This is a genomic window from Vibrio sp. ArtGut-C1 (genome assembly GCF_002105475.1).
GTDB lineage: Bacteria > Pseudomonadota > Gammaproteobacteria > Enterobacterales > Vibrionaceae > Vibrio > Vibrio diabolicus.
In genome coordinates, this window is sequence record NZ_NCTH01000009.1 from 31,548 (window position 1) to 46,749 (window position 15,202).

At 45.4% G+C, this 15,202-nt stretch carries 14 protein-coding genes; 9 read left to right on the plus strand and 5 right to left on the minus strand.

The genetic code is table 11. From position 1 onward, the window contains the following. Positions 1 to 41: 41 nt before the first annotated feature. The 3 genes from fldA to B7360_RS10015 all read right to left on the minus strand — a co-directional run bounded on the left by fldA (position 42) and on the right by B7360_RS10015 (position 1,725). Positions 42 to 575 (minus strand): flavodoxin FldA, encoded by a 534-nt coding sequence (gene fldA / locus B7360_RS10005; RefSeq protein WP_005393040.1) that lies wholly within the window; start codon positions 573 to 575, stop codon positions 42 to 44. Positions 576 to 623: 48 nt separating this feature from the next. Beyond that, positions 624 to 845, minus strand: a complete 222-nt coding sequence (locus B7360_RS10010) for a DUF2788 domain-containing protein (RefSeq protein ID WP_005393038.1) — start codon at positions 843 to 845, stop codon at positions 624 to 626. A 112-nt stretch (positions 846 to 957) separates the two neighbouring features. Continuing rightward, a complete protein-coding gene (locus tag B7360_RS10015; protein ID WP_085343425.1) occupies positions 958 to 1,725 on the minus strand; it encodes an alpha/beta fold hydrolase in 768 nt (255 codons plus the stop codon). 92 nt (positions 1,726 to 1,817) lie between these two features. Here B7360_RS10015 and seqA point away from each other — a divergent pair, with 92 nt between their 5' ends. Beyond that, the gene (gene seqA, locus B7360_RS10020) at positions 1,818 to 2,360 is read left to right on the plus strand and encodes a replication initiation negative regulator SeqA (protein ID WP_005393026.1); all 543 of its coding nucleotides are present in this window, start codon (positions 1,818 to 1,820) and stop codon (positions 2,358 to 2,360) included. A 92-nt stretch (positions 2,361 to 2,452) separates the two neighbouring features. Continuing rightward, positions 2,453 to 4,099, plus strand: a complete 1,647-nt coding sequence (gene pgm, locus B7360_RS10025) for a phosphoglucomutase (alpha-D-glucose-1,6-bisphosphate-dependent) (protein ID WP_005393024.1) — start codon at positions 2,453 to 2,455, stop codon at positions 4,097 to 4,099. 62 nt (positions 4,100 to 4,161) lie between these two features. Here pgm and B7360_RS10030 read toward each other — a convergent pair whose 3' ends face one another. Then, positions 4,162 to 4,935, minus strand: coding sequence for a DUF1853 family protein (locus B7360_RS10030; RefSeq protein WP_005393022.1), 774 nt, complete (start codon positions 4,933 to 4,935; stop codon positions 4,162 to 4,164). Positions 4,936 to 5,167: 232 nt separating this feature from the next. Between B7360_RS10030 and B7360_RS10035 the strand changes: the two genes are divergently transcribed. After that, positions 5,168 to 5,926 carry a Nif3-like dinuclear metal center hexameric protein gene (locus B7360_RS10035; protein WP_005393019.1) on the plus strand — a complete coding sequence of 253 codons (759 nt, stop codon included), beginning with the start codon at positions 5,168 to 5,170 and terminating at the stop codon, positions 5,924 to 5,926. A 92-nt stretch (positions 5,927 to 6,018) separates the two neighbouring features. Here B7360_RS10035 and B7360_RS10040 read toward each other — a convergent pair whose 3' ends face one another. Next, positions 6,019 to 7,308: a citrate synthase gene (locus B7360_RS10040; protein ID WP_005382163.1), complete on the minus strand. Its 1,290-nt coding sequence runs from the start codon at positions 7,306 to 7,308 to the stop codon at positions 6,019 to 6,021. Positions 7,309 to 7,704: 396 nt separating this feature from the next. Here B7360_RS10040 and sdhC point away from each other — a divergent pair, with 396 nt between their 5' ends. The 6 genes from sdhC to odhB all read left to right on the plus strand — a co-directional run bounded on the left by sdhC (position 7,705) and on the right by odhB (position 15,161). Then, positions 7,705 to 8,097, plus strand: coding sequence for a succinate dehydrogenase cytochrome b556 subunit (sdhC, locus tag B7360_RS10045; RefSeq protein ID WP_017634811.1), 393 nt, complete (start codon positions 7,705 to 7,707; stop codon positions 8,095 to 8,097). After that, positions 8,091 to 8,435, plus strand: a complete 345-nt coding sequence (gene sdhD, locus B7360_RS10050) for a succinate dehydrogenase, hydrophobic membrane anchor protein (RefSeq protein ID WP_005382169.1) — start codon at positions 8,091 to 8,093, stop codon at positions 8,433 to 8,435. Before sdhC ends, sdhD begins: the two co-directional genes overlap by 7 nt. Further along, positions 8,436 to 10,202 (plus strand): succinate dehydrogenase flavoprotein subunit, encoded by a 1,767-nt coding sequence (gene sdhA / locus B7360_RS10055; protein ID WP_005393016.1) that lies wholly within the window; start codon positions 8,436 to 8,438, stop codon positions 10,200 to 10,202. A gap of 15 nt (positions 10,203 to 10,217) precedes the next feature. Beyond that, on the plus strand, positions 10,218 to 10,928 hold the full coding sequence (locus B7360_RS10060; protein ID WP_005382174.1) for a succinate dehydrogenase iron-sulfur subunit: 711 nt from the start codon (positions 10,218 to 10,220) through the stop codon (positions 10,926 to 10,928). Between the two features lie 170 nt (positions 10,929 to 11,098). After that, complete coding sequence (gene sucA / locus B7360_RS10065) at positions 11,099 to 13,924, plus strand: 2-oxoglutarate dehydrogenase E1 component (RefSeq protein WP_005393014.1); 2,826 nt, start codon at positions 11,099 to 11,101, stop codon at positions 13,922 to 13,924. Positions 13,925 to 13,952: 28 nt separating this feature from the next. Then, positions 13,953 to 15,161 carry a 2-oxoglutarate dehydrogenase complex dihydrolipoyllysine-residue succinyltransferase gene (odhB, locus tag B7360_RS10070; protein ID WP_005393012.1) on the plus strand — a complete coding sequence of 403 codons (1,209 nt, stop codon included), beginning with the start codon at positions 13,953 to 13,955 and terminating at the stop codon, positions 15,159 to 15,161. Positions 15,162 to 15,202 lie beyond the last annotated feature (41 nt).

Genomic DNA, 15,202 nt, shown 5'->3' on the forward strand with positions numbered 1-15,202 from the left:
AAAAGACCTCCAACCGGAGGTCTTTGTATAATTCGATTTATTTAGCCTTCAAGCTCAGCTAAACACATTTCTTCGTAAATCTGTTTAACCCAGTTCTCAACACGTTCGTCAGTCAGTTCCGGTTGACGGTCTTCATCGATACATAGACCTACGAATTGGCTGTCGTCACCTTCAACAAGTGCTTTAGACGCTTCAAATTCGTAGCCTTCTGTTGAAGTATGGCCAAGAATTGTGCCGCCTTTAGACTCAACGATATCACGTACCGTGCCCATCGCGTCACAGAAATATTCTGCGTAGTCCTCTTGGTCGCCACAGCCAAAGATAGCCACTAGCTTAGTAGAGAAGTCGATTTGCTCAAGTTCAGGGAAGAAGTCATCCCAATCACATTGTGCTTCACCGTAGTACCAAGTTGGGATACCTAGAAGAAGAAGATCGAAGTTATCAATGTCTTCTTTGCTGCTTTTCGCGATGTCTTGAACGTGAACTAGATGCTTACCTAGTTGCTTTTGAATCATCTTTGCAACGGCTTCAGTATTACCTGTGTCGCTACCGAAGAAGATACCTACACTTGCCATAGAGTCTATACCTTTACATTGTTTGTTATTGGCGATGGTACTAAGGGTTTAACCTAACCCAGAGCCTTCCCAAGTTAGCTGAATTACACCTTTTGCAATAAAGCCAGCACAGCCTAGGAAAAGGACTAACCATACAATACGACGACCAAAAACAGGTACATTGCCTTGCTTTAGCACATCTTTTATCGCCATCCCGATGAAAAAGAAGATAGCAGCAAAAAGAAGATCGAGCCCAATAGACTCGAGCATATCCATATAGTCGTAAAGCATTTTAGTCCTTCATGCCGAAAAATCTTGGGCGCACTATACCACTGTTAAACGGTAAAGTTAATGCACTACAAGAAGGGTTATTTCAATAATCTATTGTTGCTTTTCGAATTTGTTAACTCGAAATGTATTTCCGAATGACTCTCATTACTTCAGCCGGTTTTTCGGCGTGAAGCCAGTGGCCAGTATTAGCGATAATATGTGCTTTTGCTTGTTTGAACTGTTTTTGCATCGCAGGTTGGTGCTCTGGCATTAAGTAATCGGAATCACCACCTTTAATAAACAGAGTGGGTATGTCTGTTGGGGCAATTTCCTGCCAGCCGATAATTTGTGCGTAATTCTCAAAAAGGCTCAGTACGTTAAACCGCCAGTCCATTTTATCGCCATTTTTGTATAGTGACTTAGAGAGAAATTGTCTTACACCGTCGATCTCAACATGTTGAGCTAGGATATCCATCGCTTGTTGACGGCTTGCTGGCTTTTCGTTAATTACGGCGTGTAAACCGTTAAACACATTGTCGTGACGGTTTGCTGTGTAGGCGACAGGTGCCATGTCGAGTACAACCAACTGTTTGACGAGCTCTGGAGCAATGTCCACCAGTGTCATCGCGACCTTTCCACCCATTGAATGCCCAATAATAATAGATGGATCAACATTTAAGTGTTGTAGGAGTTGTGCCACATCTTTTGCCATGTCGGCGTAATTATGAATGTTTGAGTGAAAAGAGAGGCCGTGATTTCTCAGATCAATACTGATCACCGTGTGATCTTTAATAAGATCGCGGGCTAATAGACCCAGATTACTTAAACTACCAAACAATCCGTGAATCAAAACAACTGTTTGGCCTTGGCCTTCCTGCTTATAGTTGAGTAATGCTGACATTTTATCTTATTCGTGATGGGTTTAACGTGGAGTATCCGAGAGGATCTCGTTATAATCCCCCAGAGTTTAAACATTGAGAATGTGAAAAGCGAATGAAAACAATTGAGGTTGATGAGGATCTATACCGTTACATTGCTAGCCAAACTAAGCATATCGGTGAAAGCGCCTCGGATATTTTGCGACGCCTTTTAAACCTTGATGGTCAGTTGCAGGAAGCTGAAGCCGCGCCTGTAGTAGAGAAGCCACAAGGGATTGTAGTAAGTAAAGATGCGGGTAAAACGGAATCTGTTGATGTAGTGAAAGAAATGCGTTCGCTGCTTATTTCTGATGAGTTTGCCGGTCTAAAAAAAGCGATTGATCGCTTTATGTTAGTACTATCGACCTTACATAAATTAAATCCAGAAGGTTTCGCGCAGGCTACGAATGTAAAGGGACGCAAACGCGTGTACTTTGCAGATAATGAAGAAACCTTGTTGGCAAATGGCAACACGACCAAGCCAAAAGCCATTCCTGGCACACCGTTTTGGGTTATCACGAACAACAATACCAGTCGTAAAAGACAGATGGTTGAACAAGTGATGACACACATGGGGTACCAACCTGACTTAATAGAAAAAGTAACAGGTTCAATCTAAGAAACCTGATAGAAGCCTCATAATGTGTCGCAGTTAGCGGATATTATGAGGCTTTTTTAATTTTATTTGTATTTAAAGAAAGGATGTCAAACATGGCTATGCACCCTCGTGCTGGGCAAAAAGCGCAGCAGGAAGATCTTCATAATATTCCGGCACTTGTTGCCAATTACTTCTTGCTTCAACCTGATGCTAAGAACCCCGATCACAAGGTTCAATTCGGCACATCAGGTCACCGTGGTACCGCTGATAAGCATACATTTAACGAAAACCACATTTTGGCTATTGCTCAAGCGGTTGCAGAAGTTCGTGCCCAGCAAGGGACCACAGGTCCTTTGTTTGTCGGTAAAGACACGCATGCTTTGTCTGAACCTGCATTTTCTAGCGTGATTGAAGTTTTGATTGCGAATGGCGTAAAAGTCATCGTACAGCAGGATAACGGCTACACGCCAACACCAGGTATCTCGCACGCAATTCTGACTTACAACATCAAGCACGATGAAAAAGCAGACGGTATTGTGATTACACCATCTCATAATCCACCACAAGACGGCGGTATCAAATACAATCCGACTCACGGTGGTCCAGCAGAAGCTGAGTTGACTCAAGCTATCGAAGATCGTGCGAACGCACTGATTGCCGAAGGTTTACAAGGTGTTAAACGCTTACCACTAGCAGAAGCAAAAGCATCGGATCTGTTTGTGGAGATGGACTTGGTTAAACCCTATATCGATGATCTGGTGAACGTTATCGATATGGAAGCAATCCAAAAAGCAAATCTGAAGATTGGTGTAGATCCATTGGGTGGCAGCGGCATCGATTACTGGCGTCAAATTGGTCAGGCATACAACCTAGACCTAACGCTAGTAAGTGAAGCGATTGATCCTTCTTTCCAATTCATGTCTCTCGATAAAGACGGCGTTGTACGTATGGACTGTTCTTCTCCTTACGCAATGGCGGGTCTATTGGCACTGAAAGACGAATACGATTTAGCATTTGGTAACGATCCTGACTACGACCGTCACGGTATCGTTACGCCAAAAGGTTTGATGAACCCGAACCACTTCTTAGCCGTTTGTATCGACTACCTATACCGCCATCGTGACGCATGGGGTAAAGATGTAGCTGTTGGTAAAACACTAGTATCAAGTGCACTGATTGACCGTGTTGTTGCGGATCTAGGTCGTGAGCTATGTGAAGTACCAGTAGGCTTTAAATGGTTTGTTGATGGTCTGTACACTGGTAAATTCGGCTTCGGTGGCGAAGAAAGTGCCGGGGCATCTTTTCTTCGTAAAGATGGTACGCCTTGGTCAACAGACAAAGACGGCATCTTGTTATGTCTTCTAGCGGCAGAGATCACTGCGGTAACGGGTAAGAACCCACAAGACTACTATGAAGAGCTAGCGGCGAAACACGGTGAGTCGAAATACAACCGTATTCAAGCTGTAGCGAATGGCCCTCAAAAAGACGTACTGAAGAAGTTGTCACCAGAAATGGTCGTGGCTGAAACACTAGCGGGTGATCCAATTACGGCTCGTCTCACGCATGCGCCTGGTAATGGTGCTGCAATCGGTGGTCTAAAAGTAACGACTGCCAACGGCTGGTTTGCTGCTCGTCCATCAGGCACAGAGGACATCTACAAGATTTACTGTGAAAGCTTCAAAGGTGAAGAGCACCTAAAACAAATCGAAGCAGAAGCACAAGAGATCGTTAATCAAGTGTTTGCAGCTGCCGGCCTGTAAACCATTCAATAGTCGATTTAGAAAACAAAGGGTTGATGTGCAAGCATCAACCCTTTTGCGTTTTAATATTCCTGAACTGAGTTGTTTCCGGGCCAGGAATCCGGTACCACAAACCAGAATTGACCGTCCTCCGTTTGTGCATGTACAAATCGGTCTGAAGGCTTTTCAATGGGTTGAGATAAATCGTCCGTACCAATCGCCCAGCATGGTTTGTGTAAATGATAAAGTGGCTTACCGATTAACTCCCATTGGCTCTGGTAGCACCAGTAACCACTAATCTGACTTGGATTTAGTTCATAACCCAAGCACTCGCTAGGAGTTGGCTCTGGAGTAAACGGATTAATATAGAGTCGTCCTTGCATCAATAGACGTTCTTGTGGAGCGTCGTTTAACGGAATTATTTTTTGAAATTCCGGGCGATCGCTCATTTTCAACTGATGAGTAAGCATTCTATTCAGTTTTGTATGCAGCTGGTCGTGAGCATTCGGACCATACCAAACGCCGTTATAAAGAAGATAAAACTTAATCGCTACTTCCCAGTGTTCTATTTGATTTGATTCTGTATTCCGCAACACCAAGTCGATAGCACCAATAGTCTTACCTTCGATGTCGTTTAACTGAACCTCTTCCGCGATAACCTGATATCGTTCTGAACTAGAGAGAACTGCAGTGCATAAGTGCTGATATAAAAAGCCCAATCTTGGATTACCATTGTATTGCTCAGCGTTATTTAAAGGCGTTACCGAAAGATCCTCTAAGGTTGTAAACGGAGGGCGTAACTTGAAAAGAGGAGGTGAAGTGGCGATCCATTGGTAAAAGCGTTGCAGTTGGTTCATCCGTATCCCTATATGTATGGTGAGGCGACAAGCTTTGTTATTGTAACTAAATTTGCTTTTGAGGGTAGGGTGGCTAGCATCGATATTAGGGTTCGAGATACACTTTAAGTACCTAAATGATATCAAGGTGCCAGATGTCAAAACGTTGTTGTATCAACTAGGTTGCACACTCTCGGTCTGATTTCATCGAGAGGTTATTTAGGTTTACATGCGCTAGAAATTGGAAGTAATAATGAATAACTTAAAGCTAGAACAGATTCTTAATGACAAACTGTCACCGCAGTTAATTAAAGATTACGCACCAAACGGGTTACAGGTAGAAGGGACGCCAGCCGTAAAGCGTATTATCACTGGCGTAACTGCCTCCCAAGCCTTAATCGATAAAGCGATTGAGCTTAATGCAGACGCATTACTCGTTCATCACGGCTATTTTTGGAAAGGTGAACCTGAGCCAATTCGTGGTATGAAAGGTAAACGAATTCGTAGTCTGATCAAAAACGATATCAACTTATATGGTTATCACCTTCCTCTGGATATTCACCCAGAGCTAGGCAACAACGCCGAATTAGCTCGCTTACTTGAAATCGAAGTAGAAGGTGGACTTGAAGGACATCCTCAATCAGTAGCCATGTTTGGACGCTTGAAAAAACCGATGTCTGGTGCTGAGTTTGCGAGCAAGATCAATCAAGTTCTTGATAGAGAACCACTGCATATTGCTCCAGAGAATACCGATAAGATGATTGAGACGGTCGGTTGGTGCACTGGTGGAGGGCAGGATTTTATTGAGCTTGCTGTACAACACGGATTAGATGCGTTTATCTCTGGCGAAATTTCTGAGCGTACAACCTATACTGCGCGAGAAATGGACATTCATTACTTTGCTGCAGGTCATCATGCTACTGAGCGTTATGGTGTTCAGGCTTTAGGAAAATGGCTAGCGGATGAATACGGCCTACATGTCGAGTTTATCGATATTGATAATCCGGTTTAGTGTTCGCTATTCATATCGTGAAACGCTGAAAAGAAAAAAGGGTTGAGACAAAATCTCAACCCTTTTGTTTGTTTATCTTCTAACTAAAAAGATCATTCACGTTCGTGAAGTGGAGAAAACTCACGCTGTGTTTCACCAGTGTATAGCTGACGAGGACGACCGATGCGGTTCAGTGGATCGCTGTGCATTTCGTTCCAGTGAGCAATCCAGCCGATGGTACGAGAAATCGCGAAGATAACCGTAAACATAGAAACTGGAATACCAATCGCTTTAAGAATGATACCTGAGTAGAAGTCTACGTTCGGGTACAGCTTCTTAGAAACGAAGTACTCATCAGAAAGCGCAATGCGCTCAAGTTCCATTGCTACATCTAGTAGAGGGTCTTGAATGTTTAGCTCTTTGAGAACTTCATGACACGTTTCGCGCATTACTGTCGCACGTGGATCGTAGTTTTTATAAACGCGGTGACCAAAGCCCATTAAGCGGAATGGGTCATCTTTGTCTTTCGCGCGGTCTACATACTCAGGGATGTTATCGACGCTGCCAATCTCTTCTAGCATTCTCAAGCACGCTTCGTTTGCACCACCGTGAGCAGGTCCCCAAAGTGATGCAATACCAGCGGCAATACATGCAAATGGGTTAGCACCAGAAGAGCCAGCTAGACGTACAGTTGACGTCGACGCATTCTGTTCGTGATCCGCGTGTAGAGTGAAGATTTTATCCATCGCACGCGCAACGACAGGATTTACTTCATACTCTTCGCAAGGGTTTGCGAACATCATGTGTAGGAAGTTTTCTGCGTAGCTCAAATCGTTGCGTGGGTAGATAAATGGCTGACCGATAGAGTATTTGTAACACATTGCAGCCAGTGTCGGCATCTTCGATAGCAGACGGTACGCCGCGATCTCACGGTGCTCGTCGTTGTTGATGTCAAGAGAGTCGTGGTAGAAGGCTGCAAGTGCACCGACTACACCACACATTACTGCCATCGGGTGAGCATCACGTCGGAAGCCATGGAAAAAGCTTGCGATTTGCTCGTGGACCATAGTATGACGCGTTACGGTCGTCTTGAATTGCTCGTATTGTTCTCGGGTAGGGGCTTCACCATAAAGAAGGATGTAACATACTTCTAAGTAATCTGCGTTATTGGCTAATTGATCAATCGGGAAACCGCGGTGCAAAAGAATACCTTTGCCGCCATCGATGTACGTGATTGATGATTCACAAGATGCAGTGGCAAGAAAACCTGGGTCAAAAGTAAAGTAACCATTGGCTCCCAGCTTACGAACGTCAATTACAGGTGTACCTAGCGTACCGTCCATAATTGGCAGTTCGATTGGCGCTTGACCTTCAACATGAAGGGTCGCTTTCTTATCCGCCATAACAATCTCCTTTGTTTATTATTTAATCCGTCCAGGATGTTTATGTGCCATTTTTGTACTGTTGTTAAAGCTTAAAGTCAATTTTTCTCCATCTTTGTGTGCACTTGTTATGATTTTTCTCATGAAAATCGTTAAAAATCTGTTCTATGTAGCATAATTTGTTACACCAATTGTATTAGAATGTTGCTCGCCGTATATTGGCTAAGAAAATTTTAGTTAAATCCTTATAAATTCGGGGCTAGAAACAAAGAGTGAGGTTTGTTGCTGGACTCCGATTGTTAACAAGTTGTTTACAATTATCTGGGTGGTTACTCGCGATATTTGTTAAATATATGTTAACTTTTGTACGTTTGGAAGCTGAAATTGGTTATAACAATAAATGCTCAATGGAGCTGAGTGAGCAAGCCCGTGAAAGAAAGAAAGTCAAGACCTGTTAATTTAGATTTACAGACCATCCACTTTCCTATCACAGCAATCGCATCCATCCTACACCGTGTGTCTGGGGTAATTACGTTTGTTGCGGTGGGTATACTACTGTGGTTACTGTCCATTTCTCTGTCATCCCCAATGGGTTTTATGGAAGCCGCTGACATCGTCGATAGCTTCTTCGTAAAATTCATCCTGTGGGGAATTCTTACTGCACTTGCCTACCACATTGCAGGTGGTATCCGTCACTTGTTGATGGATCTAGGTCACTTTGAAGAGCTAGATTCTGGCACGATGAGCGCTAAAGTCGCGTTTGGTGCAACAGCAGTATTATCATTATTGGCGGGGATCTTGGTATGGTAAAACACGTATCTTCATTTGGTCGTAATGGTGTACACGATTTCCTACTGATTCGTGCAACTGCAATCATTATGACGCTATACACGATTTATCTGATTAGCTTCTGTGCATTTTCAGATATCTCTTACGCATCTTGGACCCAATTCTTTGGTGGTACCTTCACTAAAGTATTCACCATGTTGGCACTTGTCTCGATCCTGATCCACGCATGGGTCGGTTTGTGGCAGGTATTAACGGATTACATTAAGTGCGCGAAACTGCGTGGCGCACTGCAACTTGGTGTTATTGCCGTGCTATTCGGCTATGTCTTCTCTGGTCTATTTATTCTGTGGGGTGCGTAAGTGTCTATTCCAGTTCGTGAGTTTGACGCCGTAGTAATCGGCGCTGGTGGTGCAGGTATGCGCGCTGCACTACAAATTTCAGAACAAGGCCTATCATGTGCTTTGTTGTCAAAAGTATTTCCAACACGTTCTCATACTGTGTCTGCACAGGGCGGTATTACCGTTGCTCTGGGTAACTCGCACAAAGACGATTGGCAATGGCACATGTACGATACCGTTAAAGGTTCCGATTACATCGGTGACCAAAATGCGATTGAATACATGTGTAAGAATGGCCCTGAGTCCGTTATCGAACTAGAAAAAATGGGTCTTCCATTCTCTCGTTTTGATAACGGTACTATCTACCAACGTCCATTCGGTGGTCAGTCAAAAGAATTTGGTGGTGAGCAAGCTGCACGTACAGCAGCAGCTGCGGACCGTACAGGTCACGCGCTTCTGCATACGCTTTACCAACAAAATGTGAAACACAAAACCACCATTTTCTCGGAATGGTATGCACTAGACTTGGTGAAAAACCAAGACGGCGCCGTAATGGGCTGTACTGCGATTTGTATGGAAACAGGCGAGATTTGTTACTTCAAATCGAAAGCAACTATCCTAGCAACAGGTGGTGCAGGTCGTATTTACGCGTCGACCACTAACGCACACATCAACACTGGTGACGGTGTAGGTATGGCATTGCGTGCGGGTGTACCTATGCAAGACATGGAAATGTGGCAGTTCCACCCAACGGGTATCGCTGGTGCAGGTGTTCTTGTAACAGAAGGTTGTCGTGGTGAAGGTGGTTACCTTCTAAATAAAGATGGCGAACGTTTCATGGAGCGCTATGCTCCTAACGCGAAAGACCTTGCTGGTCGTGACGTAGTTGCACGTTCAATGATGATCGAAATTCGTGAAGGCCGTGGTTGTGATGGTCCTTGGGGTCCACACATTAAGCTGAAGTTGGATCACCTTGGTAAAGAAGTGCTTGAGTCACGTCTGCCTGGTATTTGTGAGCTGTCTCGTACTTTCGCGCACGTTGATCCAGTGAAAGAGCCAATTCCAGTGATTCCAACCTGTCACTACATGATGGGTGGTGTACCGACTCAAGTGTCTGGCCAAGCAATCAAGCAAAAGGCTGACGGCAGCGAGATGGAAGTACAAGGTCTATATGCATGTGGTGAGATTGCTTCTGTATCAGTACACGGAGCAAACCGTCTAGGCGGCAACTCATTACTAGACTTAGTCGTATTTGGTCGCGCGACTGGCTTGCACCTTGGCGAAACGCTCGCAGCGCAAGCTGAGGCACGCCCTGCAACTGAATCTGATATTGAAGCATCTCTAGCGCGTACCATGCGTTGGGAAAATAGTACTGGCGGTGAAGATCCAGTTCAAATCCGTAAAGACCTACAAGCTTGCATGCAAAACAGCTTCTCGGTATTCCGTGAAGGCGATGCAATGGCAACGGGTCTAGAAGAGTTAAAAGTGATTCGCGAGCGTCTGAAAGATGCACATCTAGCGGACAAGTCTTCTGAATTCAACACGCAACGTATTGAGTGTCTAGAGCTAGACAACTTGATGGAAACAGCATTCTCTACAGCCGTAGCGGCGAACTACCGTACTGAAAGCCGTGGCGCACATGCTCGTTTCGATTTCCCTGAGCGTGATGATGAGAACTGGCTATGCCACTCTATCTACAACCCGGAAACAGAAGCGATGACTAAGCGTGATGTGAACATGACGCCAACGCATCGTGAAGCTTTCCCGCCGAAAGTACGTACATACTAAAGGGAGGATACGACTATGAAATTGAACTTCTCTTTATACCGTTACAATCCGGATGTGGATACCAAGCCTTACATGAAAGAGTATACCCTTGAGGTAGACGAAGGCTCAGACATGATGGTGCTTGATGCATTGATTCTGCTAAAAGAGCAAGATCCAAGCATCGCGTTCCGTCGCTCATGCCGTGAAGGGGTATGTGGTTCTGATGGTTTGAACATGAATGGTAAAAATGGTCTAGCGTGTATCACACCGTTATCTGCTCTACAAGGCGATAAGATAGTTATTCGTCCACTGCCAGGGTTACCTGTCGTGCGCGATCTTATCGTTGACATGACGCAGTTCTATGATAACTATGCGAAAGTTAAACCATTCTTGATTGATGATGGTGCATTACCACCATCACGCGAGAACCTACAATCGCCTGATGATCGTGCGCATTTAGATGGATTGTACGAATGTATCATGTGTGCATGTTGTACAACGTCTTGCCCATCATTCTGGTGGAACCCTGACAAATTCATCGGTCCAGCTGGTCTTCTTGCGGCGTACCGTTGGCTAATTGATAGCCGCGATACGGCAACAGATGAACGTTTGTCTGATCTTGATGATGCATTTAGCGTTTTTCGTTGCCATGGCATCATGAATTGTGTAAGTGTTTGTCCTAAGGGATTAAATCCGACGAAAGCCATCGGCCATATTAAGTCGATGCTGGTTAATCGCTCGGTTTAATTTACTCGCTCTTAGGAATGTCGCAGTGTTGCGGATCACCCGATATGACCGCTTCACTGCTTCAAGAATATTTCGAGTAAAGAATACAAAAATTGCCGACTAGTTCTGGTCGGCTCTTATAGCTCGGCAAAGACCGAAGCAAACGTGAAAACTACTGGTTAAGGGAAAATATGCACAACGGCGTGATGAAGGCATGGCTCGAGTCTTCACACTTGGCTGGCGCCAATGCAACGTATGTAGAGGACCTCTACGAACTGTATCTAAGTGATCCCGATCTGGTAAGTGAGGAGTGGAAACGTGTTTTTGAAGGCTTACCTAAGCCGTCAGAAGAAGTGGCAGAACAACCACATTCACGTGTCCGTGACTACTTCCGTCGACTCGCTAGAGAAACAAAGCATTACAATGTCCAAGTTAGTGACCCAGATGTCGATGCAAAACAAGTAAAAGTTCTACAGCTAATCAACGCATACCGTTTCCGCGGACATGAAGCTGCAGAATTAGACCCACTAGGTCTATGGCAACGCCCAACCGTGGCGGAGTTAGACCCTGCTTTTCATAATCTTACCGAAGATGACTTCGAAGAAACTTTCAACGTAGGTTCTTTTGCTGTTGGGCAAGAAACCATGAAGTTGAAAGACATCTATGAAGCCCTCAACAAAACTTACTGCGGTTCCATCGGTGCTGAATACATGCACATGACTGACACAGAGCAAAAACGTTGGATCCAACAACGTCTTGAGTCTGTCGTAGGCCAGCCATCATTCAACAAAGATGAGAAGCGCACATTCCTAGAAGAGCTAACAGCCGCTGAAGGTTTGGAGCGTTACCTCGGGGCGAAATTCCCAGGTGCAAAACGTTTCTCTCTAGAAGGTGGTGACGCACTGATTCCGATGACGAAAGAGTTGATCCGTCACGCGGGAACTAGTGGGATGCGTGAAGTGGTTATCGGTATGGCTCACCGTGGTCGTTTGAACATGCTGGTGAACGTGCTTGGTAAGAAGCCTCAAGATCTGTTCGATGAGTTTGCCGGTAAACACGACGAAACTTGGGGTACGGGTGATGTGAAATATCACCAAGGCTTCTCTGCCGACTTTGCTACCCCAGGTGGTGATGTTCACTTAGCTCTTGCATTTAACCCATCGCATCTAGAAATCGTCAACCCAGTAGTCATGGGGTCGGTGCGAGCACGTCAAGATCGCTTGGGTGATAATCAAGGTAGCAAAGTGCTTCCTATCACTATCCACGGTGACTCTGCAATCGCTGGTCAGGGTGTGGTTGCCGAAACGTTCAACATGTCACTGGCTCGTGGTTTCCAAGTCGGTGGTACGGTGCGTATCGTGATTAACAACCAAGTTGGCTTTACGACGTCTAACCCTCGTGACACGCGTTCAACGATGTACTGTACAGATATCGCGAAGATGGTTCAGGCGCCAATTTTCCACGTGAATGCCGATGACCCAGAAGCGGTTGCTTTTGTTACTCGTATTGCTTTGGATTACCGCAACGAGTTCAAGCGCGATGTCGTGATTGATTTGGTGTGTTACCGTCGCCACGGTCACAACGAGGCCGATGAGCCAAACGCGACTCAGCCTTTGATGTACCAAAAAATCAAAAAACACCCTACACCACGCAAATTGTATGCGGATATTCTGATCGATAAAAACGAATCAGATATCGAGACAGCGACTCAGTTAGTCAATGAGTACCGCGACGCATTAGACCGCGGTGAAGTGGTGGTTAAAGAATGGCGTCCAATGGCGTTGCACTCTGTGGACTGGTCCCCTTACTTAGGGCATGAATGGGATATGGAGTGGGATTCAAAATATGACAAGACGCGTCTTATCGAGTTGGGTAATCGTCTTTGTCAGTATCCAGAAAGCCATAAACTACAAAGCCGTGTTAATAAGCTATACAACGATCGCCTAGCAATGATGACCGGTGAAAAAGCAATCGACTGGGGTATGGCCGAAACATTGGCGTATGCAACATTAGTTGATGATGGTAAGCGTATTCGCCTTTCTGGTCAGGATTCGGGTCGTGGTACTTTCTTCCACCGTCACTCGGTTCTTCATAACCAAACAGATGCAAGTACGTACATTCCATTAGCGAATATTCATGACAATCAGGGCCCATTCCAAGTGTTTGACTCAGTACTGTCAGAAGAAGCGGTATTGGCATTTGAATACGGTTACGCAACAGCAGAGCCAGGTGGTTTGACTATCTGGGAAGCGCAGTTTGGTGACTTTGCCAACGGCGCGCAGGTTGTGATTGACCAATTCATCTCGTCAGGTGAGCAGAAATGGGCACGCTTATGTGGTCTCACAATGCTTTTACCTCACGGTTACGAAGGTCAAGGCCCTGAGCACTCCTCTGCACGTCTAGAGCGTTACCTTCAGTTGTGTGCTGAGCAAAATATGCAGGTTGTAGTTCCTTCAACACCGGCTCAAGTATACCACATGATTCGTCGTCAAGTTGTACGCCCAATGCGTCGACCTCTGATTGTTATGTCGCCAAAATCTTTGCTGCGCCATCCTCTATGTACTTCGACAATTGAAGACTTAGCGGACGGTACATTCCAATCTGCAATTCCAGAAGTAGATGATTTAGACCCAAGCAAAGTAAAACGCGTCGTGTTCTGTTCAGGTAAGGTTTATTTTGACCTACTGGAGCAGCGCCGTAACAACGAGCAAGACGATGTCGCTATCGTGCGTATCGAGCAGCTTTATCCATTCCCGATGGAAGAAGTACAAGCAGCGATTGCTCAATACACTAACGTTGAAGACTTCGTGTGGTGTCAGGAAGAGCCTCAGAACCAAGGTGCTTGGTACTGTAGCCAACACAACTTCCGTGCCGCTATTCCTGCAGGTGCAGATCTTAAATACGCAGGTCGCCCAGCTTCTGCTTCGCCAGCAGTTGGCTACATGTCGGTGCACTTGAAACAACAAAAAGCGTTGGTTGAAGACGCTCTGAACGTGAACTCAAAAACTTCGAATTAAGAACTAGAAGTTAAAGGAAGAAACAGATATGACAATTGAAATTCTGGTTCCAGATTTACCTGAATCAGTTGCTGATGCAACCGTAGCGACATGGCACAAACAACCAGGCGACGCAGTAGAGCGTGACGAGGTTTTGGTTGACATCGAGACAGACAAAGTCGTTCTAGAAGTGCCAGCTCCGGAAGCAGGCGTTTTGGAAGCTATCGTTGAAGAAGAAGGTGCGACAGTACTTTCTAAACAAATCATTGCTAAATTGAAGCCAGGTGCAGTTGCAGGTGAGCCTACCGCAGACAAAACAGAAGGTACGGAAGCATCTCCTGATAAACGTCATAAAGCTGCGCTTAGCGAAGAAAGCAATGATGCACTAAGCCCAGCAGTACGTCGTTTATTGGCTGAGCATGGCTTAGAAGCAAGCCAAGTGAAAGGCACTGGTGTTGGTGGTCGTATTACGCGCGAAGATATTGAAGCGCATCTTGCGAACGCTAAAGCTGCGCCAAAAGAAGAAGCACCAGCAGTGGTTGACGTGCCGGCAGCGGCTCGTAGCCAAAAACGTGTTCCAATGACTCGCCTGCGTAAGACAGTCGCTAACCGTCTGCTAGAGGCGAAGAACAACACGGCAATGCTAACGACGTTTAACGAAGTGAACATGAAACCAATCATGGACCTTCGTAAACAGTACAAAGATCAGTTCGAAGAGCGTCACGGTATTCGTTTAGGCTTCATGTCTTTCTACGTGAAAGCTGTAACAGAAGCGCTTAAGCGTTACCCAGAAGTAAATGCTTCGATTGATGGCGATGACATTGTTTACCACAACTACTTCGACATTAGCATGGCGGTATCAACGCCACGTGGTCTAGTTACACCAGTCCTAAAAGACTGTGACAAGCTTGGTTTCGCTGATGTTGAAAAAGGCATCAAAGAACTGGCTATCAAAGGTCGTGATGGCAAGCTAACGGTAGACGAGCTAATGGGCGGTAACTTCACTATCACAAACGGTGGTGTGTTCGGTTCACTAATGTCTACACCAATCATCAACCCACCTCAATCAGCGATTCTTGGTATGCATAAGATCCAAGAGCGCCCGATGGCAGTGGATGGCAAAGTTGAAATCTTACCGATGATGTACCTAGCGCTGTCTTACGATCACCGCCTAATTGATGGTCGCGAGTCTGTTGGCTTCCTAGTGACTATTAAAGAGTTGCTAGAAGATCCAGCACGTCTCCTATTGGACGTTTAATATCGCTAAAACGTCTAGTTATCGTAGGTAGCTAGACGTTA

What these genes read in the sequence shown, in the direction of transcription:
- fldA (WP_005393040.1), bottom strand. Translation starts at nt 575, where the DNA reads ATGGCAAGTGTAGGTATCTTCTTCGGTAGCGACACAGGTAATACTGAA.
- B7360_RS10010 (WP_005393038.1), bottom strand. Translation starts at nt 845, where the DNA reads ATGCTTTACGACTATATGGATATGCTCGAGTCTATTGGGCTCGATCTT.
- B7360_RS10015 (WP_085343425.1), bottom strand. Translation starts at nt 1,725, where the DNA reads ATGTCAGCATTACTCAACTATAAGCAGGAAGGCCAAGGCCAAACAGTT.
- seqA (WP_005393026.1), top strand. Translation starts at nt 1,818, where the DNA reads ATGAAAACAATTGAGGTTGATGAGGATCTATACCGTTACATTGCTAGC.
- pgm (WP_005393024.1), top strand. Translation starts at nt 2,453, where the DNA reads ATGGCTATGCACCCTCGTGCTGGGCAAAAAGCGCAGCAGGAAGATCTT.
- B7360_RS10030 (WP_005393022.1), bottom strand. Translation starts at nt 4,935, where the DNA reads ATGAACCAACTGCAACGCTTTTACCAATGGATCGCCACTTCACCTCCT.
- B7360_RS10035 (WP_005393019.1), top strand. Translation starts at nt 5,168, where the DNA reads ATGAATAACTTAAAGCTAGAACAGATTCTTAATGACAAACTGTCACCG.
- B7360_RS10040 (WP_005382163.1), bottom strand. Translation starts at nt 7,308, where the DNA reads ATGGCGGATAAGAAAGCGACCCTTCATGTTGAAGGTCAAGCGCCAATC.
- sdhD (WP_005382169.1), top strand. Translation starts at nt 8,091, where the DNA reads ATGGTAAAACACGTATCTTCATTTGGTCGTAATGGTGTACACGATTTC.
- B7360_RS10060 (WP_005382174.1), top strand. Translation starts at nt 10,218, where the DNA reads ATGAAATTGAACTTCTCTTTATACCGTTACAATCCGGATGTGGATACC.
- sucA (WP_005393014.1), top strand. Translation starts at nt 11,099, where the DNA reads ATGCACAACGGCGTGATGAAGGCATGGCTCGAGTCTTCACACTTGGCT.
- odhB (WP_005393012.1), top strand. Translation starts at nt 13,953, where the DNA reads ATGACAATTGAAATTCTGGTTCCAGATTTACCTGAATCAGTTGCTGAT.